Here is a 26,106-nt window from a genome sequence, read left to right on the forward strand (position 1 = left end):
TTCCGCCGCGCTTAGTTCTGCGCGGTCTTCATCGCCCGCACTTCGGCCGTGAGCTGCTCGCGGCGGCGCTTGAGGTCGTCGAGATCGCGCTGGCAGTGGTCGTCGAGGGCGGACGACCCCGGCGACTGCTCGGCCTCGCACAGCGCCCAGCGCAGCTTGCGCCAGGCTTCCATGTCCTGCTCGATCTCGGCCGCGCGGCGGTCTGCGAACGCCTTGCGGTCGGCCGGGCCGGCCGAGGCCGGCGGGGCCAGGCTGACCGTCGCCGTCGCCGGGAACTCGTAGACGTCGGTTCGCTGCGCCATCCCGGTCGCCAGGGCCGGCAGGCCGCCGAGCAGCAGGAACATCGCACCGGTTGCCGCCTGTCCCTGCTTGGCCTCCGACGATTCCTGCGACGTCAGGTAGCGGGCCGTCGCCGGGCCGCCGCCGACCGGGGCGCAGACCAGTTCCACGACGCGGGCGTTCCGCGGCAGGTGAACGGTCGCCGGCGCCTCCACGGTAGCTTCCCATTCGGGCTTGCTCCGCGAGCGGTTCATCAGCAGCGCCCGGGCCGTGCAGCGCGCCGCACCGCCGTCGGTGGCCACCGCCACCGGTTGCATGCGCACGTCGCCTTCCATCACTTCGCCGTTCTTCGGGGTCGCGCCACAGCCCACGACCGCCAATGCCAGACCGGCGACAATCGATATACGAATCATCCTATCCTCCCTGCCCCCTATGAGTGCCGTTCGGCCTCTATACGGCGATTCGCGGATGCCGGCCACCACCGCGCCGCAGGCCGCCGACGTCGCCTTGTCCGGCGCCCGGCCGTGGTCTAAAACCGCCGGAAACCATGAACGCGCGCAGCAGGGAGGCATGCCCATGGCCGCCGACGGCCAACACGCCCGCACCGGTCCCCTCGCCGGGATCACCGTCGTCGACGTCAGTCGTATCCTGGCCGGCCCGTACTGCACCCTGCTGATGGCCGAACTCGGCGCCCGGGTGATCAAGGTCGAGACCCCGGAAACCGGCGACGACGCCCGCCACTACGGGCCGTTCGTCAACGGCAAGTCGGCGTATTTCCAGTCGATCAACCGCGGCAAGGAGAGCATCGCGCTCAACCTGAAGGACGCCGACGACAAGGCGATCTTCGAGGCCCTGCTGGAGAACGCCGACGTCGTGGTCGAGAACTTCCGGCCCGGCACCATGGAGAAGCTGGGCTACGGCTGGGACGCCCTGCACGCCCGGTACCCGCGGCTGATCTACGCCGCTGCCTCCGGCTTCGGCCACTCCGGCCCCGACATGACCCGCCCGGCCTACGACATGGTCGTGCAGGGCATGGGCGGCATCATGAGCGTGACCGGCCACGAGGGCAGCCCGCCGACCCGCATCGGCATGTCGATCGGCGACATCGGCTCCGGCCTGTACGCCACCGTCGGCGTGCTGTCGGCGCTGTACCACCGGGCGATCACCGGCGAGGCCACCAAGGTCGACATCGGCATGTTCGACTGCCAGCTGGCGCTGCTGGAGAACGCCGCGGTGCGCTTCTTCACCTCGGGCAAAGCCCCCGGGCCGCTCGGCGCCCGGCACCCGTCGATCACCCCGTTCGAGGCGTTCGAGACCGGCGACGGCTACATCATCATCGCCGCCGGCAACGACGGCCTGTTCCGCAAGCTGGCCGACGGCCTCGGCAAGCCGGAATGGAAGGACGACCCGCGCTACGTCAGCAACCCGAAGCGGGCCGAGCACGTCGAGCAGCTGAAGGCCGAGCTCGAGGCGATCCTGAAGACCGACACCACCGAGCACTGGATGAAGGTGCTCGACGACGCCGGCGTGCCGGCCGGGCCGATCAACGACATCGGCCAGGCCGTCAACTACCCGCAGGCGGCGGCCCGCAACATGATCGTCGACGTAGACGATCCGATCACCGGGCCGATGAAGGTGATCGGCAACCCGGTCAAGATCTCGGGCTTCCCCGACCCCACGACCCGCGATCCGGCCCCGAACCTGGACCAGGACCGCGCCAAGATCCTGAAGGAGATCGGACGATGAACCTGATGGTAAGCGATCTCGACTACGGCCAGGCGCCGTCGCTCGAGCCGAACCTGGATCCCTACGGCCTCGCCAAGGCCCTGTCCGGCCGCCACCTGATCGGCGGCGAGCTCGTGCAGGCGGCGTCCGGCAAGACCTTCGAGGTGATCTACCCGGCGACCGGCGAGATCATCGGTTTCGGCGCCGCCGGCGATGCCGAGGACGTCGACCGGGCGGTCGCCGCCGCCGTCGAGGCCCAGAAGCCGTGGGCGAAGATGCGGGCCCGCGACCGCGGCAAGCTGCTCTACAAGTGCGCCGAGGCGCTGGAGCAGCATGTCGAGGAGCTCGGCCGGCTGATCGCGCTGGAAACCGGCAAGGCGCTGCGCACCGAGAGCCGGGTCGAGGCCTCGATCCTGGCCGACGCCTTCTACTTCCATGCCGGGCTCGGCTCCGAGCTGAAGGGCGAGACCGTCCCGCACCACCCGGACATGCTGACCATCACGGTGCGCGAACCGATCGGCGTGGTCGGCGCGATCATCCCGTGGAACGTGCCGCTGCTGCTGATGGCGCTGAAGATCGCCCCGGCCCTGCTGGCCGGCAACGCGGTGATCGTGAAGTCGGCCGAGGAGGCGCCGCTGACCGTGCTGCGGGTCTGCCAGATCATGAACTCGGTGCTGCCGGCCGGCGTGTTCCAGATGCTGTCCGGCTTCGGCCCGGAATGCGGCGCCCCGCTGGTCGCCCACAGACAAGTCGGCAAGGTCACCTTCACCGGCTCGGTCGAGACCGGCAAGATCGTCTACAAGACCGCGGCCGACAAGCTGATCCCGGTGACCCTGGAGCTCGGCGGCAAGTCGCCGATGATCGTGTTCGACGACGCCAATGTCGACAAGGCGGTCGACGGCGCCGTCATCGGCATGCGCTTCACCCGCCAGGGCCAGTCCTGCACGGCCGCCAGCCGGATCTTCGTGCACGACAAGGTCTATGACGACTTCGTCGCCAAGCTGCGCGCCAAGGTCGACGCCATGGTCATGGGCGATCCGCTGGACGAGAAGACCGACATCGGCACGATCATCTCGCCGGAGCAGTTCTCCAAGGTCCAGGGCTACATCGACCACGGCCGCAAGGAGCCGGGGGCGAAGCCGATCGAGTGCTCGGCCATGCCGAGCGACCCGAAGTTCAAGGACGGCCTGTTCGTCCGGCCGGTGGTGTTCACCGAGATCGGGCACGACAGCAAGCTGGCCCGCGAGGAGATCTTCGGCCCGGTGACCTGCATCTTCCGCTGGTCCGACCGCGACCAGGTCCTGGCCGCCGCCAACGACACCGAGTACGGGCTGGCCGCCACGATCTGGACCAACGACCTGCAGGCCGCGCTGTCGTTCACCGAGAAGCTGGAAGCCGGCTTCGTGCAGGTGAACCAGAACCTGGTGGTGCAGCCGGGCCTCAGCTACGGCGGCGTGAAGAACTCCGGCCTCGGCAAAGAGGCCACCCTGGAGGCGATGCTGGAGCACTTCACCCACAAGAAGACCATCATCTTCAACAAGACCTGACGCGTGGCGGAAACGCCATCAGCGACGACGAGCGGCGGGACCGGCCCCGGCAGAGGGGCCGGCTCCCGCCGCAGCCGTTTCGTGGTCTGGGCCGTGCTGGCCCTGCTGGCCCTCAACGGGTTGGCCGCCGGCGGCCTCCTCTGGCTGCGCGGTTCGGTGCCGTCGATCGACGGCCGCCTCGACGGGTTGGCCGGACTGCACGCCCGGGCCGCCGTCACCCGCGATACCCGCGGCGTCCTCTACATAACCGCCGACCGCCCGGAGGACGCCAGCTTCGCGCTCGGCTTCGCACACGCCCAGGACCGGCTGTGGCAGATGGAGCTGATGCGGCGGATCGGTGCCGGCCGGCTCGCGGAAATCGTCGGCGACGCCGGACTGCGGGTCGACCGGATGACCCGCACGCTCGGCCTGTACCGCCTGGCCGAGGCCAACCTGCAGCGCCTGTCGCCGGAGGCACGGTCCCATCTCGTGGCCTACGCCGCCGGCGTGAACGCCCATCTGGCGACGCGGTCGGGTCCGCTGCCGCCCGAATTCGTGCTGCTGCGGCACACGCCCGAGCCCTGGAAGCCGGCCGACAGCCTAGTCTGGGGTCGGCTGATGGCGCTGCAGCTGTCCGGCAACTGGTTCGACGAGATCCTGCGCGCCCGGCTGCTGACGGCCGGCCTGACCCCGGCCGACCTGGCCACGCTCTGGGCTCCGCTGGACGGCGCGGAGGGTCTTGCCGAGTCGCGGAAGAGCGCTGCCGGCAGCGAGCTCGACGCAGCGCGGCTGGATAACCTGGCCGCCGCCCTGCCGGACGTGCTCGCCCCCCGGTTCGCCTCCAACGCCTGGATCCTCGCCGGGTCCCGAACGCCGACCGGCATGCCGGTCCTGGCCGGCGACCCGCATCTCGGGTTCTCGGACCCCAATCTGTGGACCCTGGCCCGGGTCGAGGCCCCCGGCTACCGGCGGGTCGGGGCCTTCGTGCCCGGGGTGCCGTTCCTGCTGCTCGGTCACAACGGCCAGGTGGCCTGGACCATGACCACCACCCACGCCGACACCCAGGACCTGTTCGTCGAGACGGTCGACCCGACCGATCCGGCCCGCTACCTGACCCCCGACGGCAGCGCCGCGTTCGAGACCCGGACCGAGGCCATGCGGGCCGCGGACCGGGTGGTCGAGCTGACGGTCCGTACGACCCGGCACGGACCGGTTGTCTCGGGGATCGCCGACGGCGCCGCGACCGAGGGCACGGTACTGACGCTCGCCTCGCCGACGCTGCGCGAGGACGACGACACCGCCGAAGCGCTCTACCGCCTGGGCGAGGCCGAGGATGCGGATGCCTTCGTGGCGGCGCTGCGGGGTTTCCAGTCGCCCGGCCAGAACGTCGCCTTCGCCGACGTCGACGGCCGGATCGGCATGGTGGCCGCCGGCCGCGTTCCGGTCCGCAAGGGCGGCGACGGCTTCCTGCCGGCCGACGGGCGTTCCGGCGACCACGACTGGGTCGGCTGGGTGCCGTTCGAGGCGCTGCCGCAGACCCGCGCGCCCGCGGACGGCCTGATCGTCGGCGCCAACAACCGGCTCTGGGACCCGTCCGACGACCGTTCCTTCGGGCAGGACTACGACGCGCCCTACCGTGTCGACCGGATCCGGGAGCGGCTGGCGACTGCCGACGGCACCCTCGACGCCATGGCGGCGCTGCAACTCGACACGGTCTCGCCGTTCGCCCGCGAGGTCGTGCCGATCCTGTTGCGACAGGTCGACGGCCTCGCACCCGACAAGATCACGCGGACGGCCCTCAACCTGCTGGCGACCTGGGACGGGGACATGGCGATCGGGCGCCCGGAGCCGGTGATCTTCGCGGCCTGGACCGCGGCGCTGCACGACCGCCTGTTCCTCGACGAGTTGGGCCCGTCGCTGACGCGCTACCGGCGCATCCGGTCCGCGACCCTGATCCGCGTCCTGACCCGGGAGCCCCGGTGGTGCGACGACCGCCGGACGGAGACCACGGAGACCTGCCCGGACACCGTCGCCGGCGCCCTGTCCGAGGCCCTGGCCGGCATGACCAGGCGGTTCGGGCCGGACATCGCCGGGTGGCGCTGGGGCGACGCTCACCAGGCGGCGTTCGAGCACCGTGTCTGGAGTCAGGTCCCGGTCGTCGGTCAACTCCTGGAGCGGCGCGCCGTGACCGGCGGCGGCGACTACACGGTCAGCCGCGGCAGCTGGTCCTGGGGCGGCGACGGGGCGATCGCCTTCCCGCACGAACACGGGGCCGGGCTGCGGATGGTGTTCGACCTCGCCGATCTCGACCGCTCGCGCTTCGCGGCCGCGCTCGGTCCCTCCGGCAACCTGTTCTCGCCGTATTTCGCGTCCTGGCAGAAGGATTGGGTCGCCGGGCGAAGCTTCACGATTCCCCGACAGCCGGACATCGTGCGCGCCCGGCTCGAACTGCTGCCGTGAGCGGCTCAGAAACGGATCTTCGCGCCGACCGTGAACTTCTGATCCAGCCGGCTCTCGCCGAGCCGACCGTCGCGCTCGGTCTCGCCGAGATACATCGCCCGGTATTCCGCGGATACCGCCCAGGTGTCGCCGAGATCGAAGTCCGCCCCGAAGCCGATAAGCGCCGTCGGGGCGACATCCTGCCGGGCCGTCGGATCGCTGCCGGACGACGCGCCGCCCGGCGTGTCGCCGAGATAGCTGACCCCGATACCGCCGACGATCCGCGGGGTCACCAGGGTACCGGTCTCGAAGTCGTAGGCGCCGGACACCAGAAACGAATAGCCGCCGCTGCGTTCCGGCTGGGGTTTCGTCGGTCCGGCGGTGAAGGTGATGATGTCGCGCGGCGAAATCCGCGAGAAGGTCACGCCGAAATCGACCCTCGACGGCCGCCCCTCATCCCCCGCCCGTCCGCCGAATCCGGCCGGCGCCGCTTCCGGGCCGCCGACGATGTACCAGCTCGCAGTGTCTGGAGCGGTCTCGTCGGCCCGCGCCGCGCCGCCGGGAATCAGGATTGCGCCGACGAGCGCCGCCGTCAGGGCCGAGGAAAGGACGTTCCGATGCGGTTGTGCAGCCAAGGCGCCGCCCTCCGCGTATCGGCGGCGGCCGGGAGAACCGGGCACACTGCCGAACATTGCATTCCCCTTGCCTCCCTCGACGATCTCTATCACGGGAGGCGTCGAAAGCCAACGTGCGTCCGCCGATCCGGAGATAGACTACACCCTGATCCCTAACGAATTCTTGACCTGAATCATACGGCAGCCAGCCGCATCACCCGTGCCGCGAGACCCAGACATGCCAATCACCGTCAACCTCGACGACATCCGCGACGCCGCCGCGATCATCGCCGGCTCGGTGGTACGCACGCCGACGGTCTACAGCCCCAGCCTCTCCAAGCTGTTCGGCTGCGAACTCTCCCTGAAGCTCGAGACCCAGCAGCACACCAGCTCCTTCAAGGAGCGCGGCGCTCTGACCAAGCTGACCGGGCTGAGCGCCGACGAGCGGCGCCGCGGGATCATTGCGATGTCGGCGGGCAATCACGCCCAGGGCGTCGCCTACCATGCCGCCCGGCTCGGCATCCCGGCGACCATCGTAATGCCCGAGACCACGCCGTTCTCGAAGATCGAGCGGACACGCTCGCACGGCGCCCGCGTCGTCCTCAGCGGCCGCACGCTGGCCGACTGCCGGGCCGAGACCGAGCGCCTGATCGCCGAGAACGGGCTCGTCCTGGTGCATCCCTACGACGATCCGGACATCATCCGCGGACAGGGCACCGTCGGGCTCGAGATCATCGAGGATGCCCCGGATATCGACACGCTGGTGGTGCCGATCGGCGGCGGCGGCCTGATCAGCGGCATCGCGATCGCCGCCCGGGCGCTGAAGCCGGGCATCCGGGTGATCGGCGTGCAGGTCGACAGCTTTCCGTCGATGTACCAGGCCATCCACGGCCTGCCGGCGACCTCCGGCGGCTCGACCCTGGCGGAGGGCATCGCGGTCAAGTACCCGGGACAGCTCACCCAGCCGGTGGTGAGCGAGCTGGTCGAGGACATCGTCCTGGTGCCGGAGCGGGCGATCGAGCGCGCGGTGCAGATCCTGATCGAGGAGCAGCGCCTGGTCGCCGAAGGCGCCGGCGCCGCCGGCATCGCGGCGTTGATCCACGCACCCGAGCGGTTCGCCGGGCATCGGGTCGCGACGGTGATCTGCGGCGGCAACATCGACTCGCGGATCCTGGCCTCCGTGATGATGCGCGGCCTGGTCCGCGACGGCCGGCTGGTCCGCCTGCGGATCGAGATCTCCGACGAGCCCGGGGTCCTGGCCACCGTCGCCAGCGTGATCGGCGAGACCGGCGGCAACATCGTCGAGGTCTATCACCAGCGGCTGTTCCAGGACGTGCCGGTCAAGCTGGCCGAGCTCGATACCGTGGTCGAGACCCGCAATGCCGAGCACGTCCGCGAGATCGTGTCGCGGTTCGCCGCCCTCGGCCTGAACGCCCGGCTGCTCGGAACCAGTGCGATCGACGGCGAGGTGATCTGACGCCCGCCGCGGCCGCCGGCCGCGTCAAGCGAGTCCCTGGTAGGTGCCCCGCCAGTACACCAGCGGCGGCCCGTCGCGCAGCACTTCGGCCCGCAGCACGCGACCGACCAGGATGACGTGATCGCCGCCCTCGTGCCGGGCATGGACCCGGCAATCCAGCGCCGCCAGGGCATCGTGCAGGATCGGCGCCCCGGTCTCCCAGATGGTCGTGCCGTCGTTCACGAACCGGGCTGCGACCGGGTCGGCGAAGCGCGCCGACACCGAAGCCTGACCGGCCGCCAGGATGTTCACCGCGAAGCAGTCGCTGGCGGCGAAGGCCGGGCCGCTGCCGGCGGCCCGGTCGAGGCAGAACAGCACCAGCGGCGGCTCGAGCGACACCGAGGTGAAGCTGTTGACGGTCAGACCGGTCGGCCGGCCCTCGGGCGTCCGCGTCGTCACGATTGTCACGCCGGTCGCGTAGCGCCCGAGCACGGCCCTAAAGGCAGACGGATCGATCGACATGCAAAGGGCCTCGGCTGACGGAGCGCGTCCCGCCCTACATATCGCGCGCCCGGAGAGCTTTCAAACCCGACGCGCGCCGACCGACCACTCGACGTCGAAAAAAAGATCGGATGCGCAACAGTTTGCCGGATCATCTTGGCAAACCGTCTAAGTTAGCGAATTATCAACGCTTGATGGGGATTCTGCGCCCCGGGGGGACGTTCGGACACGGGAGCCGATCATGTTCATTATAATCGGCTGGGTCGTCGTGATCGTCTGCGTGATCGGCGGCTACATGGCGATGGGCGGCAAGCTCGGCCCGTTGTGGCAGCCGTTCGAGCTCGTGATCATCGGCGGCGCCGGCGTCGGTGCCTTCATCACCGCGAATCCGAAGTATGTTCTTGCGAAGGCCGGCTACGGCTTCAAGGCCGCGCTCAAGGGGCCGAAATACTCGAAGGACGACTACCTCGAACTTCTCTCGCTGCTGTACGCGATCTTCAAGCTCGCCAAGACGAAAGGCATGCTGGCGATCGAGTCGCACATCGAGAGACCGGAGGAGAGCAGTCTGTTCCAGGCGTTCCCCCGGTTCTCTTCCGACCACCACGCCATGGAGTTCCTCTGCGACTACCTCCGAATGATGACGCTCGGCACCGACAACCCGCATGAGCTGGCCGACCTGCTGGACGAGGAACTGGAGACCCATCACGCCGAGGACGCGCAGATCCAGAGCGCCTTTCAGACCATGGGCGACGGGTTCCCGGCGCTCGGCATCGTCGCGGCGGTGCTGGGCGTGATCAAGACCATGAGCTCGATCACCGAACCGCCCGAGGTGCTCGGCAAGCTGATCGGCGGCGCGCTGGTCGGCACCTTCCTCGGGATCCTGCTGTCCTACGGTTTCGTCAGCCCGATGGCAGCCGCCATGGGCGCGACGTTCTCGGCCGACGCCAAGTACATGCAGTGCATCCGGGCGGGGCTTCTGGCGCATGTCTCGGGCTACGCCCCGGCGGTGTCCGTGGAATTTGCCCGCAAGGCGCTGCTGTCCAAGGACCGTCCTTCGTTCTTCGAGGTCGAAGAGGCGGTCGCGGCCCTGCCGCCGGTCTGACGTTCTGGCGGTTCAGCGATTGAAATCCGGACTGCTGGCCCCGACCTTGCAAGACTGTCGGACGGGCGAAACTTGAGGAAGGTGCCGGTCGGTGGACAACCACGCGACAATCGTCATCAAGAAGGTCAAGAAGGGTGGTCACGGCGGCCATCACGGCGGCGCCTGGAAGGTCGCCTACGCCGACTTCGTGACCGCGATGATGGCGTTCTTCCTGCTCCTGTGGCTGCTCAACGCGACCACCGAAGAGCAGAAGATGGGCATCTCCAACTACTTCGACCCGACGGCGATCTCGCGGGCCACCCGGTCCGGCTCGGGCGGCGTGCTCGGCGGCACCTCGATCACGGTGCCCGGGGCGCTGAAGTCGCCGAGCTCGCCGCCGCAGATCTCCACACCGCAGGTCGCGCGCCCGCAGGCGGAACGCACAGAGGCGCTCGACCCGGATTCCGACGACCCCGAGAACATCGAATCCCGCCTCGGCTCCCGCCAGGACGAGGAAGGCGTGAGCGCCAGCCAGGAGGCCCTGGAGCAGTTGCTGCGCGAGCGCGAGCAGCAGCAGTTCGAGGACGCCGAGACTGCCATCAAGGAGGCCATCCAGGAGTCGCCCGAACTGGGCGAGGTGGCCGGCTCCCTGAAGATCGACGCGACCCCCGACGGGCTGCGGATCCAGCTCATCGACCAGGAACGCGTGGCGCTGTTCCCGAACGGCAGCGCCTCGATGTACGACACGACCCGCCAGCTGCTGACCAAGGTCGCGGAGATCGTCGCCAAGCTGCCGAACAAGATCGAGATAACCGGTCACACCGACTCCAAGCAGTTCGCGCCCGGCTCGACCTACACCAACTGGGACCTGTCCTCGGATCGCGCCAACGCCTCGCGGCGGGTGCTGGTCGCCAACGGTATCGACGAGAGCCGCATCAGCGAGGTTGTCGGCAAGGCCGACCGCGATCCGCTGGTGGACGACCCCTCCGACCCGACCAACCGCCGGATCAGCATCATTCTCAAGCACCTGTCGGCCTCCGATGCCGAAGGGCTGAAGCTGGCCGAGGACGAGGCCCGGCGCCGGGCCGCCCAGGCGGCCGGCAGCCCGACGGGCACGCCGGCGCCCGACGACCGCGGGTCGCCCCCGGCGATCGATCGCGGCGGCCCGGTGGTCCAGCCGCCGCGGGTCGGCGGCTGAGCCGTCCCGGCCCCGCGGTACCCCCTTCCCGTGCTGTGGATCGCCCCCTGCGACTCGGCATCGCGGTTGTGATCCTCCCGGGATGCTTCTAGCCTTGTCCGGAAGAGCGCCCGCCGACGGCGGGCGTTTCCGGGCCGGCGATAACGGGGAGAACATGTCCGACGGGACCGACCTGCTGACCGCCTACGACAGGCAGGGCCACTGGTGCGAGATGCTGGGCGGCGACGGCGCGCCGGCCGAGCACGCCGCGATGGTCCGGAACCGCCTCGGCCGGCTCACCCTGTCCGACCTCGTGCGCCGGGCCGAGATCGCCGAACGCGAACTCTACAACCTGGGGATCACCTTCACGGTCTATTCCGAACGGGACGTGATCGACCGCATCCTGCCGTTCGACGTCATTCCCCGGATCATCTCGCCCGGCGACTGGGACATCATCGAACGCGGCTCGAAGCAGCGCGTCGCGGCGCTCAACCTGTTCCTGCACGACGTCTACCACGAGGGCAGGATCATCAAGGAGGGCGTGGTCCCGGCCGAACTGATCTACGGCAACGCCTACTACCGGGAACAGATGCGCGGGGTCGCCGTTCCCCACGGATCGTACGTGAACGTCTGCGGCGTCGACCTGGTCCGCGACCATCTCGGACGCTTCAAGGTGCTCGAGGACAACGCCCGGACCCCGTCCGGCGTGTCCTACGTGGTCGAGAACCGCCACATGATGCAGCGGACCTTCCCGGACCTGATGGACGAGATCGGCATCAGGCCGGTCAGCGACTACGGCCAGAAGCTGCTGGAGGCGGTGGCCGAGCTGGCCCCCAGCGAGGTGACCGATCCCCAGGTCGTGCTGCTGTCGCCGGGGGTCTACAACTCGGCCTATTTCGAGCACGTCTTCCTGGCCCGCGAGATGGGCGTGCCGCTGGTCGAGGGCTCCGACCTGTTCGTCGAGAACGACCGGGTCTGGATGCGGACCACCGCCGGCAAGGCGCCGGTCCATGCGATCTACCGCCGGATCGACGACGCCTTCCTCGACCCGGAGGTGTTCAACCCCGAGAGCCTGCTCGGGGTTCCGGGGATCTTCGGCGCCTACATCAAGGGCAATGTCGGGCTGGCCAACGCGGTCGGGACCGGGTGCGCCGACGACAAGGCGGTCTACGCCTACATGCCCAGGATCATCCGGTTCTATCTCGACGAGGAACCGATCCTCGACAACGTCGAGACCCACATCTGCCGCGAGCGCGACGGCCTGGCCTATACCCTCGCCAACATCGAGAACCTCGTGATCAAGCCGGTCGGCGAGTCCGGCGGCTACGGCATCGTCATCGGGCCGCGCGCCACCCGCGAGGAGATCGACGACGTCCGGGCCAAGCTCACGGCCAACCCGTCCAACTTCATCAGCCAGCCGATGATCGACCTCTCGGTCTGTCCCACCCTGATCGACGGCATGATCGAGCCGCGCCACGTCGATCTCAGGCCGTTCGTAGTCACGGGACAGTCGTCCTGGGTGCTGCCCGGCGGCCTGACCCGGGTGGCGCTCAGGCGCGGCTCGCTGGTGGTGAATTCCAGCCAGGGCGGCGGCTCCAAGGACACCTGGGTGCTCGAGCCATGACCATCGGAACCAAGTTTCTGCTGGCCCGCTACGCCGACTGCTCGTTCTGGCTCGGGCGCTACATGGAGCGCGCCGAGAGCCTGGCCCGGATCCTGGACGTCAACCTGCACTTCTCGCGCGACTCCCGGGGCAGTCAGAACTGGCGGTCGATCGTCCAGCTCAACGCCGACGAGGAGCGCTTCGACGAGGCCTACGACGTGGCCTCCTACGCCAACGTCGTGCATTTCTACGTCCTCGACCGCGACAACCCGTCGTCGATCATCTCGACCATCCGGGCGGCCAAGGAGAACGCCCGCGCCCTGCGGCCGACCATCTCGACCGAGATGTGGAGCCATCTCAATGTGTTCAACAACACGATGGCGACCCTGACCTCGGACGACCTCAAGCAGAGCGAGCTGTCGCGGGTCTGCGCCAACATCAAGCTCGAGTGCCAGACCCACGCCGGTATCACCGAAGGCACGTTCTTCCGCGACCAGTCCTGGTATTTCTACCTGATCGGCCGCGAGATCGAGCGGGCCGACCAGACGACGCGCCTGCTCGACATCAAGTACCACCTGCTCCTGCCGCCCGACCAGCGGGTCGGCAGCCCGGTGGACGTCAGCCAGTGGAACGCCCTGCTGCGCTCGGTCGCTGGCTATCACGCGTTCCGACGCGAGCATCCGCGCGGCATGTCGCCGAAGCAGGTGGCGGCCTTCCTGCTGTTCAACATGAGCTTCCCACGCTCGATCGCACTCTGCCTGTCGCAGATCGACCAGCATCTGCACCGCCTGCGCTCGGGGTTTGGGCTGCGGGCCGGCATTTCCGCCATGGAACTGCTCGACGAGACCCGGGCGGCGCTGGCCGGTCACACCTCCGACACCGTGGTCCAGTACGGGCTGCACGAGTTCTCCGACTACCTGCAGCGCCAGCTGATGGCGATCACCATTGCCGTCCGGCAGGAGTTCTGCGGCGCTCCGACCGAATCCGACGGCGACTGAGGCACCGGACCGAAGATGCACGACGCCACGCTGGCTCCCCCGCTCACCTTCTTCCATACGCTGCCGATGCCGTGCCCCTACCTCCCGGGGCTGCAGGAACGGCGGCTGGTGTGCGACCTCTCGACCCGGCGCGGCCGTCACGCCCACGACACCCTCGCCCGCGCCGGTTTCCGCCGCACCCAGCACCTCGCCTACCGGCCGGCCTGTGCCGGTTGCAGCGGTTGCGTGCCGGTCCGGCTGCGCACCGCCGACTTCCGCTGGACCCGCGGGCACCGCCGCGTGCTGCGGTCCAATGCCGACCTGCTCGGCGAGGAGGTCCCGAACGAGGCCACCCGCGAGCAGTTCGAGCTGTTCTCGCGCTATCAGGCCGGCCGCCACGGCGACGGCGAAATGGCCCTGATGGACTATCCGGACTACGCCGCGATGGTCGAGCGCTCGCCGATCGAGACCGCCCTGATCGAGTACCGCGACCCGCGGAAGATCCTGTGGGCCACCGTGCTCATCGACCGGCAGGACGACGGACTCTCGGCGGTCTACAGCTTCTTCGAGCCGGGCGCCGACAAGCGCGCGCTCGGGCGCTTCATGATCCTCGATCTGGTTCGGCGCTCGGCCGCCCAGGGACTGCCGTACGTGTACCTTGGATACTGGGTCGAGGGCAGTCGCAAGATGGCGTACAAGACCCAGTACCAACCGGTGGAGGGCCTTGGCCCCGGCGGTTGGAGCGAGCTAACCGACCCGGCCACCGACTGAGGCGCCGCCGTCGAACGCCGCGTCCAGCGCCGCCGCGACGATCCCCGGCATCGCCCAGTCCCGAACCCGCTCGTAGGCCGCCTCGCCGCGGGCCCGCCAGCTGCCGTCGGCGACGATCGACCGGCAGGCCTCGATCAACGCCGTTTCGTCCGGGCTCGGATACGCCGCCTGCAGATAGCCGTCCGGGTCGGACACGGCGTTGGACACGCAGCAGCGCCGGTTGTTCGCCAGGTACACAACCCGCTGCGGGCTCGCGTGCTCGGCATGCGCCAGGTTGAGGTCGACCTTGGCGCGGGCGAGGCGAGCGTTACGGACCAACTCGTGCGGCGCGTTCGTGGCGTTCGCCAGGACGTCGACCGTCAGGCCGGCCTGCCTGAGCCGTTCGATGGTCCGGACCCGTGCCGGGTAGCGGTCGACGTCGCCGAAGAAGGCCACGTCGACCGGTCGGTCGGCCGCGTCGGGGATCTCGTCGAGCGCCGGATGCACGCCGTACCGCAGGTAGAGCGGTCTCGACGTGACCGCCCGATAGGGTTGGAGGTCCTGCCGGAACAGGCACAGCACCGCGGTGGCCTCGCCGAAGAACCGCCGGAACGGGTCGAGGTCGTCGGCGGCGTCCGGCGCCCGCCCGTGGGAGAAGCCGTCGAAGGTCTCGACGCCGACCACGAGATAGCGCCGTCGACGGCCCGCCAGTTCGTCGACCAGTTCCGGCACCCGGAACGCCATCGGCGGCAGAACCAGGCTGACCGCGTCGGTCGCCACGCGATTCTGCGAGACGCTGACGTCGTGCCCGGCATCGACCAGGCTGTGATACAGCAGGGCGATCAGGTTCCGGTACATGTTGAACCGGTTGCCGATGCAGCAGATGTCGATGCGCATGGGACCTTTCGACACAGGGTGTGCGCTGGGTCGGCGAGTGTGCCGGAACCCGCCTCCTGCATCAATCACAGGCACTTCGCTGCACCGCACAATCAAATGACGAAACGCGTCGGTCTGCGGGGTCGATTGTTGCGCGGCACTGCCGCATCACTATAATCCCCGCGATCTGCGTGGTGCAGGGCCACGCTCCGCACGGCACAAGAACGTGCGGCTCAGGGGACGCTCCGCCTGCATTGAAGGGCGGACGGCAACACCGTCGGGAGAATACTCATGAAGCGTCGTCAATTCATTACCGGGGCCAGCGTCGGGGGACTCGCCGCGGCCGCCAGCACGCTCGCCGCGCCGGCGATCGCGCAGCAGCGGATCGAAATGGTGATCGTTTCCACCTGGCCGCGCGACTTCCCGGGCCTCGGCACCGGCGCGCAGCGACTGGCGAAGCGCATCCAGGACGTCTCGGACGGCCGGATCCAGGTTCAGTACTTCGCCGCCGGTGAGCGGGTTGGCGCGTTCGACGCCTTCGACGAGGTCGCGTCGGGCAACGCGCAGGCGTACCACGCCGCCGACTACTACTGGAAGGGCAAGCACCCGGGCTGGGCGTACTTCACCTCGGTGCCGTTCGGCCTGACCGAGAACGAGATGGGCGCCTGGATCGAGTACATGGGCGGCCAGGAGCTGTGGGACGAGCTGGCCGGCGAGTTCGGCCTGAAGTGCCTGCCGACCGGCAACACCGGCGTGCAGATGGGCGGCTGGTTCAACAAGGAGATCAACTCGGCGGAGGAACTCAAGGGCCTGAAGATCCGCATGCCGGGCCTGGGCGGCGACGTCATGGCCAAGCTCGGTGCCTCGCCGGTGTCCCTGCCGGGCGGCCAGATCTACGAGAACCTGGTCTCCGGCGCGATCGACGCGACCGAGTGGGTCGGCCCGTGGAACGACTATTTCCTGAAGTTCTACGAGGCGGCCAAGTACTACTACTATCCGGGCATGCACGAGCCGGGCGGCTTCCTGTCCTTCGGGATGAACAAGTCCTGGTGGGAGGGCCTGTCCAAGGCCGACCAGCTCATCATCAGGGCCTGCACCGGGCAGGAGAACCACCAGATGATGGCCGAGTTCAATGCCAACAACGGAACCTACCTGCGGAAGCTGATCGACGAGCACGGCGTCGAGCTGCGCGCGTTCAACGACGACGTGTACGACGCCTTCGGCCGGGCCTCGGCGGAGGTCTACGAGGAGGCCCGCTCCCACAGCCCGCTCGCGAACCGGATCCACGAGAGCTTCGCGAAGGCCCGGGCCGACGTCGGCGGCTGGATGAAGCTGTCCGAGGGCGCCTACTACGCCCAGCGCAACCGGGTGCTGGGTCTCTAATCAGGCCGGCATTCTCGACTGATGGCGGACGGGGTCTCAGGGCCCCGTCCGTTTTTCAAACGGCCGGCCGAAACACCCGGGCACAGCCGGCGTTCGAAACGGCGCGCTCTACGGTTACAAGACCCGGGCCAAGAGCCGGGCATCGTGCTCCAAGCAATCGAACGTGACGGTCGCGGCCAGCCCGCGATCGCGGACGGAGAGTTCCAGCCATGGCCACCATGGAATCGCCAGCCCTCTCGCGGTCGTCCGGCGGTTTTCCCGGACCCGGCCTCACCCGCTCGGTCTCCTGGGTGATCGTCGGCCTGACCTTCGCGTTCCTGACAAACACATACCTCTCGATATGGCACGGCTGGCCCGGCGCCCTGCGTGGCGGCCTCGGCTTCGTGCAGGCCGGCGTCTACGCCGCCGGCGTCCTGGCGCCGATCCTGTTCGTCCTGCGTACCGACCGCAGTCTGCGCCGGGATGCCCAGGTTCTGACCGGTCTGGTCGCCTACATCGTCCGCACGGCATTCTGGGCCGTGGTGCTGATCGGCCTGGTCGACATGGCGATCTCGTTCCTGCGGGTCGAGGCCCTGCTCGGCGGCCTAGTGGGACACGACTTCGCGACCGAACTCGGTCGCTCGCAGTTCCGCGGCCCCTATGTCCACATGCCGCTGCTGGCGCTCTCGCTGGTGATCGCCGCGAGGACCCGGACCATCGGCTTCCACTGGCTCGCCCTGCTGGTGGTGGTTGCCGAACTGCTGATCGTGATCACCCGCTTCGTGTTCTCCTACGAGCAGGCCTTCCAGGGCGACCTGGTCCGGTTCTGGTACGCCGGGCTGTTCCTGTTCGCGAGCGCCTACACCCTCTACGAGGACGGCCATGTCCGCGTCGACGTCCTGTACTCGGGCTTCCGCCCGAAGACCAGGGGCGCCTTCAACGCGTTCGGCAGCCTCGTGATGGGGGTCTCGCTCTGCGCCGTGATCCTGGCCTTCGGCATGTGGGACAAGACCAGCGTGATCACCAGCCCGCTGCTGAACTACGAAGTCTCGCAGTCCGGCTTCGGCATGTACGTGAAGTACCTGATGGCCGGCTTTCTGGGGGTGTTCGCAGTCACCATGATGATCCAGTTCGCCGCCTACCTGATGGACAGCATCGCGGACTACCGGGAAGAGCCGGGCCACCGCGACACCGAAGCCCCGATGTCCTGACCGGCGCGCCGGAAACGGCGTGACGATCAGGCACCAGTGACCCCCGGGCCACCGGCCCGTTGACCGAACAGAGCGAAAGCGGCGTCTCAAGATGGAGCTTTTCTTTCTCGCACTCCTGGTGATCCTGATGGCCGCGGCCCTCGGATCCGGCTTCCCGGTCGCGTTCGCCCTGCCGGGCTCGGCAATCGTCACCATCGGGCTCGCCGCCCTCGCCGGCACGCTCTTCGAGGGCAATCCGGACGCCTTCTTCGCCCAGGGCGGCCCGGTGAACTGGCTAAGTGCCGGTGTCACGAACTTCCGCGGCATCTACTGGGAGGTCGAACGCGACACCCTGATCGCGATCCCGCTGTTCGTGTTCATGGGCATCATGCTGCAGCGCTCGAAGATCGCGGAGGACCTGCTGGTCTCGATGGCGCAGCTGTTCGGTCCGGTCCGCGGCGGTCTCGGCATCTCGGTGGTGTTCGTCGGCGCCCTGCTGGCCGCGACCACCGGCATCGTCGGCGCCACCGTCGTGGCGATGGGGCTGATCTCGCTGCCGGCGATGCTGCGGAACAACTACTCGCACACGCTGGCGACCGGCACGATCGCCGCCTCCGGCACGCTCGGCCAGATCATCCCGCCGTCGATCGTGCTGATCATCCTGGCCGATCAGCTCTCCGGCGCCGTCGACCAGGCCGCCACCGCCCGCCTCGCGCTCTACAAGGCGAACACCGGCGAATTCTCGATGCCGAGCGAGTTCAGCGTGACCTCGACCAGCGCCGGCGACATGTTCATGGGCGCCCTGCTGCCGGGTCTGATCCTGGTCGGCCTGTACATGGTCTACATCCTGGTGCTGTCGTTCGTTCGGCCGAAGACGGCGCCGGCCGTGCCGTTCGACGGCGCCTACGACCGGCGCTTCGCCGGCAAGGTGCTGCTCGCGCTGGTGCCGCCGCTGACCCTCATCTTCGTGGTGCTGGGCTCGATCATCACCGGCATCGCCACCGTCAACCAGGCCGGAGCGATCGGCGCGGCCGGCGCCATGATCATGGCCGGCTACCGGCTCTACGACGGCAGGGGGGCGTTCCGCCCCGCGATCCTGGCCGTCGTCTCGGTCGTCGCGATCCTCGGCACCCTGCAGGTCGTCCCGCTGAACATCCGGCAGATCACCACCGACGCCGACGTCATCGGCATGATCGTCGCGTCGATCGGCGTCGTCGGCCTGCTGGTTGCGCTCGGCTGGAGCGGCTATCGCACGCTGAGGATCGAGAACACCCTGCGCGACGTGATGGTCGAGACCGCGAAGACGACCTCGCTGGTCTTCATCATCCTGCTGGGTGCGGCGATGCTGACCGCGTCGTTCCGGGCCTTCGGCGGCGAGGATCTGGTCCGCGAGTTCCTGACCGGCCTGCCCGGCGGGTTCTGGGCCCAGTTCATCATCGTCATGACGGTGATCTTCGTCCTGGGCTTCTTCCTCGACTTCATCGAGATCGCCGTCGTGGTCGTGCCGATCGTCGCGCCGATCCTGCTGATGGATCCCTCGGCGAACGTGACCGCGGTCTGGCTCGGCGTCATGATCGGCCTGAACATCCAGACCTCGTTCCTGACCCCGCCCTTCGGCTTCGCGCTGTTCTACCTGCGCGGCGTGGCGCCGGCGATGGTCCGCACCATCTCCATGTACAAGGGAGTGGTGCCGTTCATCTCGCTGCAGCTGTTCGCCCTGTTCATCGTCGGCGTGATCCCCGAGTTGGTGAACTACATCCCGAGCCGGGTGTCGCTCACCTCCGTGACCGCCCCGCCGCCGAAGAACCCGCGCCTGCAGGCCTGCATCGAGGACTACATCGCAGAGACCAACGCCGTGCGCGGCAACGAAATCCGGGCCGCCATCGAGAAGGCGAAGGGCTGGGACCTCTCGTCCCTGCCGAAGCGCCGGGCCGACGAGATCACCAAGGCGATCGACAATGCCGGCAAGACCTTCGCCGCCCTCGACGAGGTGTTCGTGACGGCGAAGGCGATCGACGACGCCGCCGTCGACTACCGGCCGCTGCACGTCAAGGTCCGCGCCATCCAGGACGACATCCGCGACCACAAGGCGGAGATCCAGGAGCTCAGGCAGCGCCTCGACCTGGCCAAGCGGTTCCGGGCCGACGACACGGGCTACCACGCCGCTCTCGCAGCCGACCGCGAGCGGCTGGAAAGCGAGTTGAAGCAGCTCGAAGCCTCAATCCCGGACGACTGGGAGCCACGGCACCGCGACTTCAAGAAGGTCCTGGCCGAGGAGAAGCGAGCCCGCCTGACCTATCGCCGCGTCACCGATCAGGCCTACGAGCCGATCATGGAGCTGATCGGCGTGCTCAACTCGACCGATGCCCTGCTCGCCCTCGAGGACGACATCCGCGGCCTGGCGGAGGTCATTCGCAGCGACCGGGCCCCGGCCGCCAAGGAGGAGGCGTTCAAGGAGGTCGAGCGGCAGCTCAACGAGGGGGTCGCCGACGTCAACGCGATCCGCAGCGCCCTGTCCTCGACCCGCCGGGTGGTCAGCCGGGAGTCCGACAAGCTCGAGAAGATCGAGCAGGAGTTCCAGAAGGTCCTCGCGATCCTGGACGAGGAGGTCGCCTGGCGCACCGCCGCGAAGCGGGCTCTCCTGCCGGAGCTCACGGCCTACGACGCGGCGATCAAGTACACGATCGGCCTGCGCCTGCTCAACCGGATGCCGGACGATATCGCCATCGAGATCGCGGCCTGCCAAGCCCACCACCGCGACATCTCGCTGTACTTCTGAGGCAAGGGGGCGACGACGGCCACGGGCCCGGTTCGTCGCCCCCGCCATTGCGCCCGGATCGTCGACAGGCCCCGGCCGTCGCCTCGAGGCTGGACGCCTTGAGACACGCCGAGGCGGCCGCCGGCCCCGCGGATCGGCCCCGTGCCGCCGGCGCCGGGTCGCCTGCCGCCGGGTCGCCTGCCGCCGGGTCGCCTGCCCGGCCGGGCCGGCCGGCGCCGACCCCTGGACAGGATGTCTCCTCCTTGGTTCGGGGGCGCGCCCCGCGATCCCGGCCCGGGATCAGGTGAACCGGGGCGGTCGCGGAAAGCCGTTCGGTGGGTTCCGGCCGGCACCGGCACGCTTGCCGCGCCACGGAGCGAGTTCGGTTTCGGTGCGCCGGCGGCCGTCGGCCTCCCGGACCCACGAAAGCCCCTCCTCGGCCCTGAAGACCAAGGCGTCCGCCAACCGGCCGCCCGACTTGTACTTCTGCAGGATGACGCCCTTGCCGCGCGACATCTCGGGCAGGTCGGCGAGGTCGAAGATCAGCAGGTTGCGGTTGCTGCCGACCACGGCGACGGTGTCGCCGGCGGCTGGTACGCAGACCTTCGCCTTGGCTCCGCCGTCCAGCACCAGGATCTGCTTGCCGGCGCGGGTCTGTGCCACCACGTCGTCCGCCGGTACCACGAAGCCCCGTCCCTCGGTCGACGCCACCAGCAGCTTCTCGCCCGGCCGCAGCGGCCGGATCGCCACCAGATCCTCGTCGTTGGCGAGGTCGATCATCAGCCGGATCGGCTCGCCGTGGCCACGACCGGACGGCAGCTTGTCGCCGCCGATCGTGTAGAAGCGGCCGTCGGTGGCGAACACCAGGATCTTGTCGGTGGTCTCGGCGTGCAGCCGGAACCGCTCGCCGTCGCCCTCCTTGTACTTGACCTCCTGGTCCGGCCCGATATGGCCCTTCAGCGCCCGGATCCAGCCCTTCTCGGAACAGATCACGGTGATCGGCTCGCGCTCGACCAGCGCCTCGGTCGGCACGATCACCGGGCTCGGCGCGCTGCCGACCTCGGTCCGTCGGCGGCCGATCTCGGTGTTCTTGCCGAACGCCCGGCGCAGCTCGCCGAGCTGCTGCGACACCGTCCGCCAGCGCCGCCCCTCGTCGTCGAGCAGGGCCGTCAGGTCGTCGCGCTCGGCCGACAGCTCCTCGTACTCCTTGCGGATCTCGATCTCCTCGAGCCGGCGCAGGGCCCGCAGGCGCATGTTCAGGATCGCCTCGGCCTGCACGTCGGTCAGCTCGAAGGTCCGCATCATGACGGCCTTCGGCTCGTCCTCCTCACGGATGATGCGGATGATCTCGTCGAGGTTCAGGTACGCGATCAGGTAGCCGCCGAGCACCTCGAGCCGGTGGGCGATCTTGTCGAGCCGGTGCCGGGTGCGCCGCACCAGGACCTCGTGCCGGTGGTCGAGGAACGCCTGCAGCGCCTCGCGCAGGCTCATCACCCGCGGCACGTTGTCCTTGTCGAGGACGTTCAGGTTGAGCGAGATCCGGCTCTCCAGGTCGGTCTGCCGGAACAGGCTCTCCATCAGCACGTCGGGATCGACGTTGCGGCTCTTCGGCTCCAGCACCAACCGGATGTCGGCCGCGGATTCGTCACGGATGTCGCCCAGCAGCGCCAGCTTGCGGTTCTGCAGCAGCTCGGCCATGCGCTCGATCAGGCGCGACTTCTGGACCTGGTACGGGATCTCGGTGACGACGATCTGCCAGGTCCCGTTCTTGAGCGGCTCGACCTCCCAACGGGCGCGGACCCGGAAGCTGCCCCGGCCGGTGCGGTAGGCCTCCAGCACCGACTCCCGCGATTCGACCAGCGTGCCGCCGGTCGGGAAGTCCGGCCCCGGCACCAGGTCGACCAGTGTCTCGTCGGCCGCGTTCGGATGCTTGATCAGGTGCTGCAGGGCGGCGCACAGCTCGTCGACATTGTGCGGCGGGATCGAGGTCGCCATGCCGACCGCGATGCCCTGGGCGCCGTTGGCCAGCAGGTTCGGGAACGCCGCGGGCAGGACGATCGGCTCCTCGCCCTCGCCGTCGTAGGTCTGCCGGAAGTCGACGGCGTCCTCGTCGATGCCGTCGAGCAGCAGGCGCGCGACCTCGGTCAGCCGCGCCTCGGTGTAGCGCATGGCCGCCGCGTTATCGCCGTCGACGTTGCCGAAGTTGCCCTGGCCGTCGACCAGCGGGTAGCGGACCGCGAAGTCCTGGGCCAGGCGGACCATGGCGTCGTAGATCGCGGCGTCGCCGTGCGGGTGGAACTTACCCATGACGTCGCCGACCACGCGCGCCGACTTCTTGTACGCCGAGCCCGGGTCGAGCCGGAGCTGCCGCATCGCGAACAGCAGCCGCCGGTGCACCGGCTTCAGGCCGTCCCGGACGTCCGGCAGCGACCGCGCCATGATGGTCGACAGGGCATAGGCGAGGTAGCGCTCGCTCAGCGCGTCGGCCAGCCAGGTGTCGCGGATCCGCGGTGGTTCTTCGGCAGATGTCGTGGTCATGTATCCGATCCTCCACCAGATACTGTAGCGCCCCGCGCGAAGCGTTCAACGAATCGCGTGCGGGCCGGCGGTGGCTGCCGGCCGTGGGTCGCAAACACATGGCGTTCCAGGAAGAACCCGGAGAGCGCCAGGCCCCGGAACAGGTCGTCGGGATCGCCGCCCGCCCCCATGCCCACCTGCCCGGTCAGGAATCGGGGCAGCGGCAGCAGCCGGTCACGGTACGGCTCGCCGGCGGCCAGCGACACCGCCCGCCCGGACCTCGGGCTGACATAGGCGAGGCCGTCGTTGGCGCCGGTCGCGGCACAGCTCTCCAGGTCGAGCCCGTAGCCGAGATCGGCCAGCACCCCGATCTCCCAGCGTACGTAGGCCGCCACCCAGGCATCGCCCAGATCCGGGTTCGCCATGGCGCCCAGCAGCGCGACCAGCGCGTCGTGCACCCGCGGATGCGGCTCGCGCTCCGGCAGCGAGGCCTCGGCGACCGCGCAGGCGGCGGTCAGGCCGGCCAGCTTCAGCGGATCGTCCAGCATCGCCGCCGCATGGCCTTCGGCCAGTTCGCAGACGTAGTTGCCGAGATGCTCGGCCAGCCGCGCCCGCCATTCCACCGTCACCCGGTTCCCGGTCTGGTAGACCCCGCGCGCCCGCCCCGAGAACGCGCCGCGCACCAGCCCGGCGTGCCGGCCGTGGCCGCGGGTCAGCAGCACCACCACGGCCGAGCCCTCGCCGTGCGGCCGGGCCGCCAGCACGATCCCCTCGTCGCTCCACTCGACCATGGGTCAGACGCCCGTCTCCGGTACCGTGCCGGGGCAGCGGCTCACACGTCCCACTCGAGCCCCCAGGTGGTGTAGCGCTCGCGATCCTCCTGCCAGGCCTCGCGGACCTTCACGAACAGGAACAGGTGGACCCGACGCTCCAGCATGGCCTCGAGCTGCTCGCGGGCCAGTTGGCCGATCTCCTTGATCTTCCGGCCGCCCTTGCCGAGCACGATCATCCGCTGGCTGTCGCGCTCGACGTAGATGGTCTGGTCGATGCGTACCGACCCGTCGTCGCGCTCGGTCCACATGTCGGTCTCGACGGTCGCCTCGTAGGGCAGTTCGTCGTGCAGCTTGAGAAACACCTGCTCGCGGGTCACCTCGGCGGCCAGCAGCCGCATCGGCAGGTCCGACAGCTCGTCCTCGGGATAGTGCCACGGCCCTTCCGGCATGTGGCCCGCGAGGTAGCCCCTGAGATCGTCGCAGCCGCTGCCGGTCAGCGCCGAGATCATGAAGACCGCGTCGAAGTCGAACAGCTCGGCGCACTCCTGGGCCATCGGCAGAAGCTTCTCGCGCTTCATGCCGTCGACCTTGTTCAGCGCCAGCACCGCCCGCTGACCGTTGGCCTTCAGCCCTTCGACGATCCGCCGGGTGTCGTCGTCGACCCGCCCCCTGGCGGCGTCGACCACCAGCACGATCACGTCGGCGTCGCCGGCACCGGCCCAGGCGGCGTGCACCATCGCCCGGTCGAGCCGGCGGCGCGGCTTGAAGATGCCGGGCGTGTCGACCAGGATGATCTGTGCCGGCCCGGCCATCGCGATGCCGCGGATGCGGGCGCGCGTGGTCTGTGCCTTGTGGGTGACGATCGACACCTTGGCGCCGACCAGATGGTTGGTCAGCGTCGACTTGCCGGCATTCGGCGCGCCGACCAGGGCCACGAACCCGCAGCGGGTCGGCTCCCCGGTGCCCGCTTCGCCCTGTGTCCCGCTCATTCCGCTATTGCTCCGAGCATGGCCGCCGCCGCCGACTGCTCGGCGAGGCGCTTGGACTTGCCGACCGCACGCTGCGGCACCTGACCCTCGACCCGTACCTCGACCGTGAACTCCGGGGCATGGGCCGGCCCGGTCTGCGCGACGGTGGCGTAGATCGGCAGCGGCAGGCGCCGGCCCTGGGCCCACTCCTGCAGCGACGTCTTCGGGTCCTGCGGCGGCCGGCGGTCGAGCTCGAGGACCGGGTTCCAGTACCTCAGGATGAACCGGCGCGCCGCCTCCAGCCCGCCGTCCAGATACAGCGCACCGATCACCGCCTCCATGGCGTCGGACAGGATGGTGTCGCTGGCGCGCGCCCCGGCCTCGGCCTCGCCGCGCGAGATTATCAGATATCGACCGAGTTCGATGTTGTGGGCGACCTCGGCGAGGGTCTCGCGCCGCACCAGACTGACATGGCGTTTGGCGATCGAGCCCTCGCGCTCGTGCGGGAAGCGGTCCAGCAGATGTTCCGCCAGGATCAGCGCGATCACCCGGTCGCCGAGGAATTCGAGGCGCTCGTAGGCGTTCCAGGCGCGCGGCTCGGCGCTGGCATGGGTGACGGCCCGACGCAGAATGTCCGGGTGGTTGAAGGTGTGGCCGAGGGTCTCGGCCAGGCCGCCGAGGTCGCGTTCGGCCTCGCTCATCCGATGCCCTTCAGCAGGCGGCCGAAGCGTGTCGCAGGCAGCCACTTCCAGATCTCCACGATGCCGGCACTGGCCGAGGTCGAATAGAAGATCACTTCGGCCCGGCCGACCAGATTGTCCCGCGGGATGAAGCCGACGCGGGCGAACCGGCTGTCCACCGAGTTGTCGCGGTTGTCGCCCATCGCGAAGAAATGGCCCTCGGGCACGCGGTAGACGCCGGTGTTGTCGTTCGGCTGATCGTCGCTGATCTCCAGGATGCGGTGCTCGCTGCCGTTCGGCAGGGTCTCGATGTACTGCTTCACGTCGGCCGGGCGACCGTACCGGTCTTCGTCCCGGTAGTCCTCGACCTGGCGCCGCTTCACCGCCTCGCCGTTGATGTACAGGATGCCTTCCTTGACCTGCACGGTGTCGCCGGGCAGCCCGATGATCCGCTTGATGTAGTCGGTGGAGTTGTCGGTCGGCAGCTTGAAGACCACGACGTCGCCGCGCTCCGGCTCGGAATAGAGGATCCGGCCGGGGATCAGCGGCAGCGACAACGGCAGCGAGTGCCGGCTATAGCCGTAGGAGAACTTCGACACGAACAGGTAGTCGCCCACCAGCAACGTCGGAATCATCGACCCCGACGGGATGTTGAACGGCTCGTAGGCGAAAGTCCGGATGAACAGCGCGATGCCCACGGCGATCAGGATCGTGCGGATCATCTCGCCGAATCCGCCCGCTTTTCTTACCGCCATATGTCGAGATCTCGCTTGCATCGGAGGAATCGGACCGGTCGTCCAGCCGCGGTCGGTATGCCGAATTTCCGCCCCCGGGGCAAGAACCTGGACAGCAAA

21 protein-coding genes are annotated in these 26,106 nt (G+C 69.0%); 12 read left to right on the plus strand and 9 right to left on the minus strand.

Going from position 1 to position 26,106, the window contains the following annotated elements; translation table 11 throughout:
- Positions 1-11 precede the first annotated feature (11 nt).
- A complete protein-coding gene (locus IE246_RS09860) occupies positions 12-692 on the minus strand; it encodes a hypothetical protein (protein ID WP_189988896.1) in 681 nt (226 codons plus the stop codon).
- Between the two features lie 163 nt (positions 693-855).
- On the opposite strand from IE246_RS09860, the gene IE246_RS09865 reads away from it, so the two are divergent.
- The 3 genes from IE246_RS09865 to IE246_RS09875 all read left to right on the plus strand — a co-directional run bounded on the left by IE246_RS09865 (position 856) and on the right by IE246_RS09875 (position 5,990).
- The gene (locus tag IE246_RS09865) at positions 856-2,025 is read left to right on the plus strand and encodes a CaiB/BaiF CoA transferase family protein (protein ID WP_189988898.1); all 1,170 of its coding nucleotides are present in this window, start codon (positions 856-858) and stop codon (positions 2,023-2,025) included.
- Positions 2,022-3,551 carry an aldehyde dehydrogenase family protein gene (locus IE246_RS09870; protein ID WP_189988900.1) on the plus strand — a complete coding sequence of 510 codons (1,530 nt, stop codon included), beginning with the start codon at positions 2,022-2,024 and terminating at the stop codon, positions 3,549-3,551. Before IE246_RS09865 ends, IE246_RS09870 begins: the two co-directional genes overlap by 4 nt.
- An 81-nt stretch (positions 3,552-3,632) precedes the next feature.
- Positions 3,633-5,990, plus strand: coding sequence for a penicillin acylase family protein (locus tag IE246_RS09875; RefSeq protein WP_189988902.1), 2,358 nt, complete (start codon positions 3,633-3,635; stop codon positions 5,988-5,990).
- Between the two features lie 5 nt (positions 5,991-5,995).
- Here the strand turns inward: IE246_RS09875 and IE246_RS09880 are convergent, their stop codons facing one another.
- Positions 5,996-6,604: an outer membrane protein gene (locus IE246_RS09880; protein ID WP_189988904.1), complete on the minus strand. Its 609-nt coding sequence runs from the start codon at positions 6,602-6,604 to the stop codon at positions 5,996-5,998.
- A gap of 217 nt (positions 6,605-6,821) precedes the next feature.
- Between IE246_RS09880 and IE246_RS09885 the strand changes: the two genes are divergently transcribed.
- Positions 6,822-8,060, plus strand: coding sequence for a threonine ammonia-lyase (locus IE246_RS09885; RefSeq protein ID WP_189988906.1), 1,239 nt, complete (start codon positions 6,822-6,824; stop codon positions 8,058-8,060).
- Positions 8,061-8,084: 24 nt separating this feature from the next.
- On the opposite strand, the gene IE246_RS09890 is transcribed toward IE246_RS09885, so the two are convergent.
- Positions 8,085-8,561 carry a flavin reductase family protein gene (locus IE246_RS09890; RefSeq protein ID WP_189988908.1) on the minus strand — a complete coding sequence of 159 codons (477 nt, stop codon included), beginning with the start codon at positions 8,559-8,561 and terminating at the stop codon, positions 8,085-8,087.
- A gap of 220 nt (positions 8,562-8,781) precedes the next feature.
- On the opposite strand from IE246_RS09890, the gene motA reads away from it, so the two are divergent.
- The 5 genes from motA to IE246_RS09915 all read left to right on the plus strand — a co-directional run bounded on the left by motA (position 8,782) and on the right by IE246_RS09915 (position 14,149).
- Positions 8,782-9,642 carry a flagellar motor stator protein MotA gene (motA, locus tag IE246_RS09895; protein ID WP_189988910.1) on the plus strand — a complete coding sequence of 287 codons (861 nt, stop codon included), beginning with the start codon at positions 8,782-8,784 and terminating at the stop codon, positions 9,640-9,642.
- A 91-nt stretch (positions 9,643-9,733) separates the two neighbouring features.
- The gene (locus tag IE246_RS09900) at positions 9,734-10,819 is read left to right on the plus strand and encodes a flagellar motor protein MotB (RefSeq protein WP_189988913.1); all 1,086 of its coding nucleotides are present in this window, start codon (positions 9,734-9,736) and stop codon (positions 10,817-10,819) included.
- Positions 10,820-10,973: 154 nt separating this feature from the next.
- Positions 10,974-12,422: a circularly permuted type 2 ATP-grasp protein gene (locus IE246_RS09905; protein WP_189988915.1), complete on the plus strand. Its 1,449-nt coding sequence runs from the start codon at positions 10,974-10,976 to the stop codon at positions 12,420-12,422.
- Positions 12,419-13,399 (plus strand): alpha-E domain-containing protein, encoded by a 981-nt coding sequence (locus tag IE246_RS09910; protein WP_189988917.1) that lies wholly within the window; start codon positions 12,419-12,421, stop codon positions 13,397-13,399. The genes IE246_RS09905 and IE246_RS09910 overlap by 4 nt, the downstream gene beginning before the upstream one ends.
- 15 nt (positions 13,400-13,414) lie before the next feature.
- Positions 13,415-14,149 carry an arginyltransferase gene (locus IE246_RS09915; protein WP_189988919.1) on the plus strand — a complete coding sequence of 245 codons (735 nt, stop codon included), beginning with the start codon at positions 13,415-13,417 and terminating at the stop codon, positions 14,147-14,149.
- On the opposite strand, the gene IE246_RS09920 is transcribed toward IE246_RS09915, so the two are convergent.
- Complete coding sequence (locus IE246_RS09920; protein ID WP_189988921.1) at positions 14,126-15,025, minus strand: CgeB family protein; 900 nt, start codon at positions 15,023-15,025, stop codon at positions 14,126-14,128. The two genes, IE246_RS09915 and IE246_RS09920, sit on opposite strands and share 24 nt — an antisense overlap.
- 270 nt (positions 15,026-15,295) lie before the next feature.
- On the opposite strand from IE246_RS09920, the gene IE246_RS09925 reads away from it, so the two are divergent.
- From IE246_RS09925 to IE246_RS09935, 3 genes are all read left to right on the plus strand, one after another.
- Positions 15,296-16,387, plus strand: coding sequence for a TRAP transporter substrate-binding protein (locus IE246_RS09925; protein WP_189988923.1), 1,092 nt, complete (start codon positions 15,296-15,298; stop codon positions 16,385-16,387).
- Positions 16,388-16,596: 209 nt separating this feature from the next.
- Positions 16,597-17,577, plus strand: coding sequence for a TRAP transporter small permease subunit (locus tag IE246_RS09930; protein ID WP_229836868.1), 981 nt, complete (start codon positions 16,597-16,599; stop codon positions 17,575-17,577).
- Between the two features lie 91 nt (positions 17,578-17,668).
- A complete protein-coding gene (locus tag IE246_RS09935; RefSeq protein ID WP_189988925.1) occupies positions 17,669-20,335 on the plus strand; it encodes a TRAP transporter large permease subunit in 2,667 nt (888 codons plus the stop codon).
- 279 nt (positions 20,336-20,614) lie between these two features.
- Here the strand turns inward: IE246_RS09935 and parC are convergent, their stop codons facing one another.
- The 5 genes from parC to lepB are packed head-to-tail and all read right to left on the minus strand — an operon-like array spanning position 20,615 to position 25,974.
- The gene (gene parC / locus IE246_RS09940) at positions 20,615-22,852 is read right to left on the minus strand and encodes a DNA topoisomerase IV subunit A (protein ID WP_189988926.1); all 2,238 of its coding nucleotides are present in this window, start codon (positions 22,850-22,852) and stop codon (positions 20,615-20,617) included.
- Positions 22,849-23,622, minus strand: coding sequence for a DNA repair protein RecO (recO, locus tag IE246_RS09945; protein ID WP_189988928.1), 774 nt, complete (start codon positions 23,620-23,622; stop codon positions 22,849-22,851). Before recO ends, parC begins: the two co-directional genes overlap by 4 nt.
- 41 nt (positions 23,623-23,663) lie before the next feature.
- Positions 23,664-24,593 carry a GTPase Era gene (era, locus tag IE246_RS09950; RefSeq protein ID WP_189988929.1) on the minus strand — a complete coding sequence of 310 codons (930 nt, stop codon included), beginning with the start codon at positions 24,591-24,593 and terminating at the stop codon, positions 23,664-23,666.
- Complete coding sequence (gene rnc, locus IE246_RS09955; protein ID WP_189988931.1) at positions 24,590-25,273, minus strand: ribonuclease III; 684 nt, start codon at positions 25,271-25,273, stop codon at positions 24,590-24,592. The genes era and rnc overlap by 4 nt, the downstream gene beginning before the upstream one ends.
- A complete protein-coding gene (gene lepB / locus IE246_RS09960) occupies positions 25,270-25,974 on the minus strand; it encodes a signal peptidase I (RefSeq protein ID WP_229836870.1) in 705 nt (234 codons plus the stop codon). Before lepB ends, rnc begins: the two co-directional genes overlap by 4 nt.
- Positions 25,975-26,106: the final 132 nt, after the last annotated feature.

It is taken from the genome of Thalassobaculum fulvum, assembly GCF_014652915.1.
GTDB classification, from domain to species: Bacteria; Pseudomonadota; Alphaproteobacteria; order Thalassobaculales; family Thalassobaculaceae; genus Thalassobaculum_A; species Thalassobaculum_A fulvum.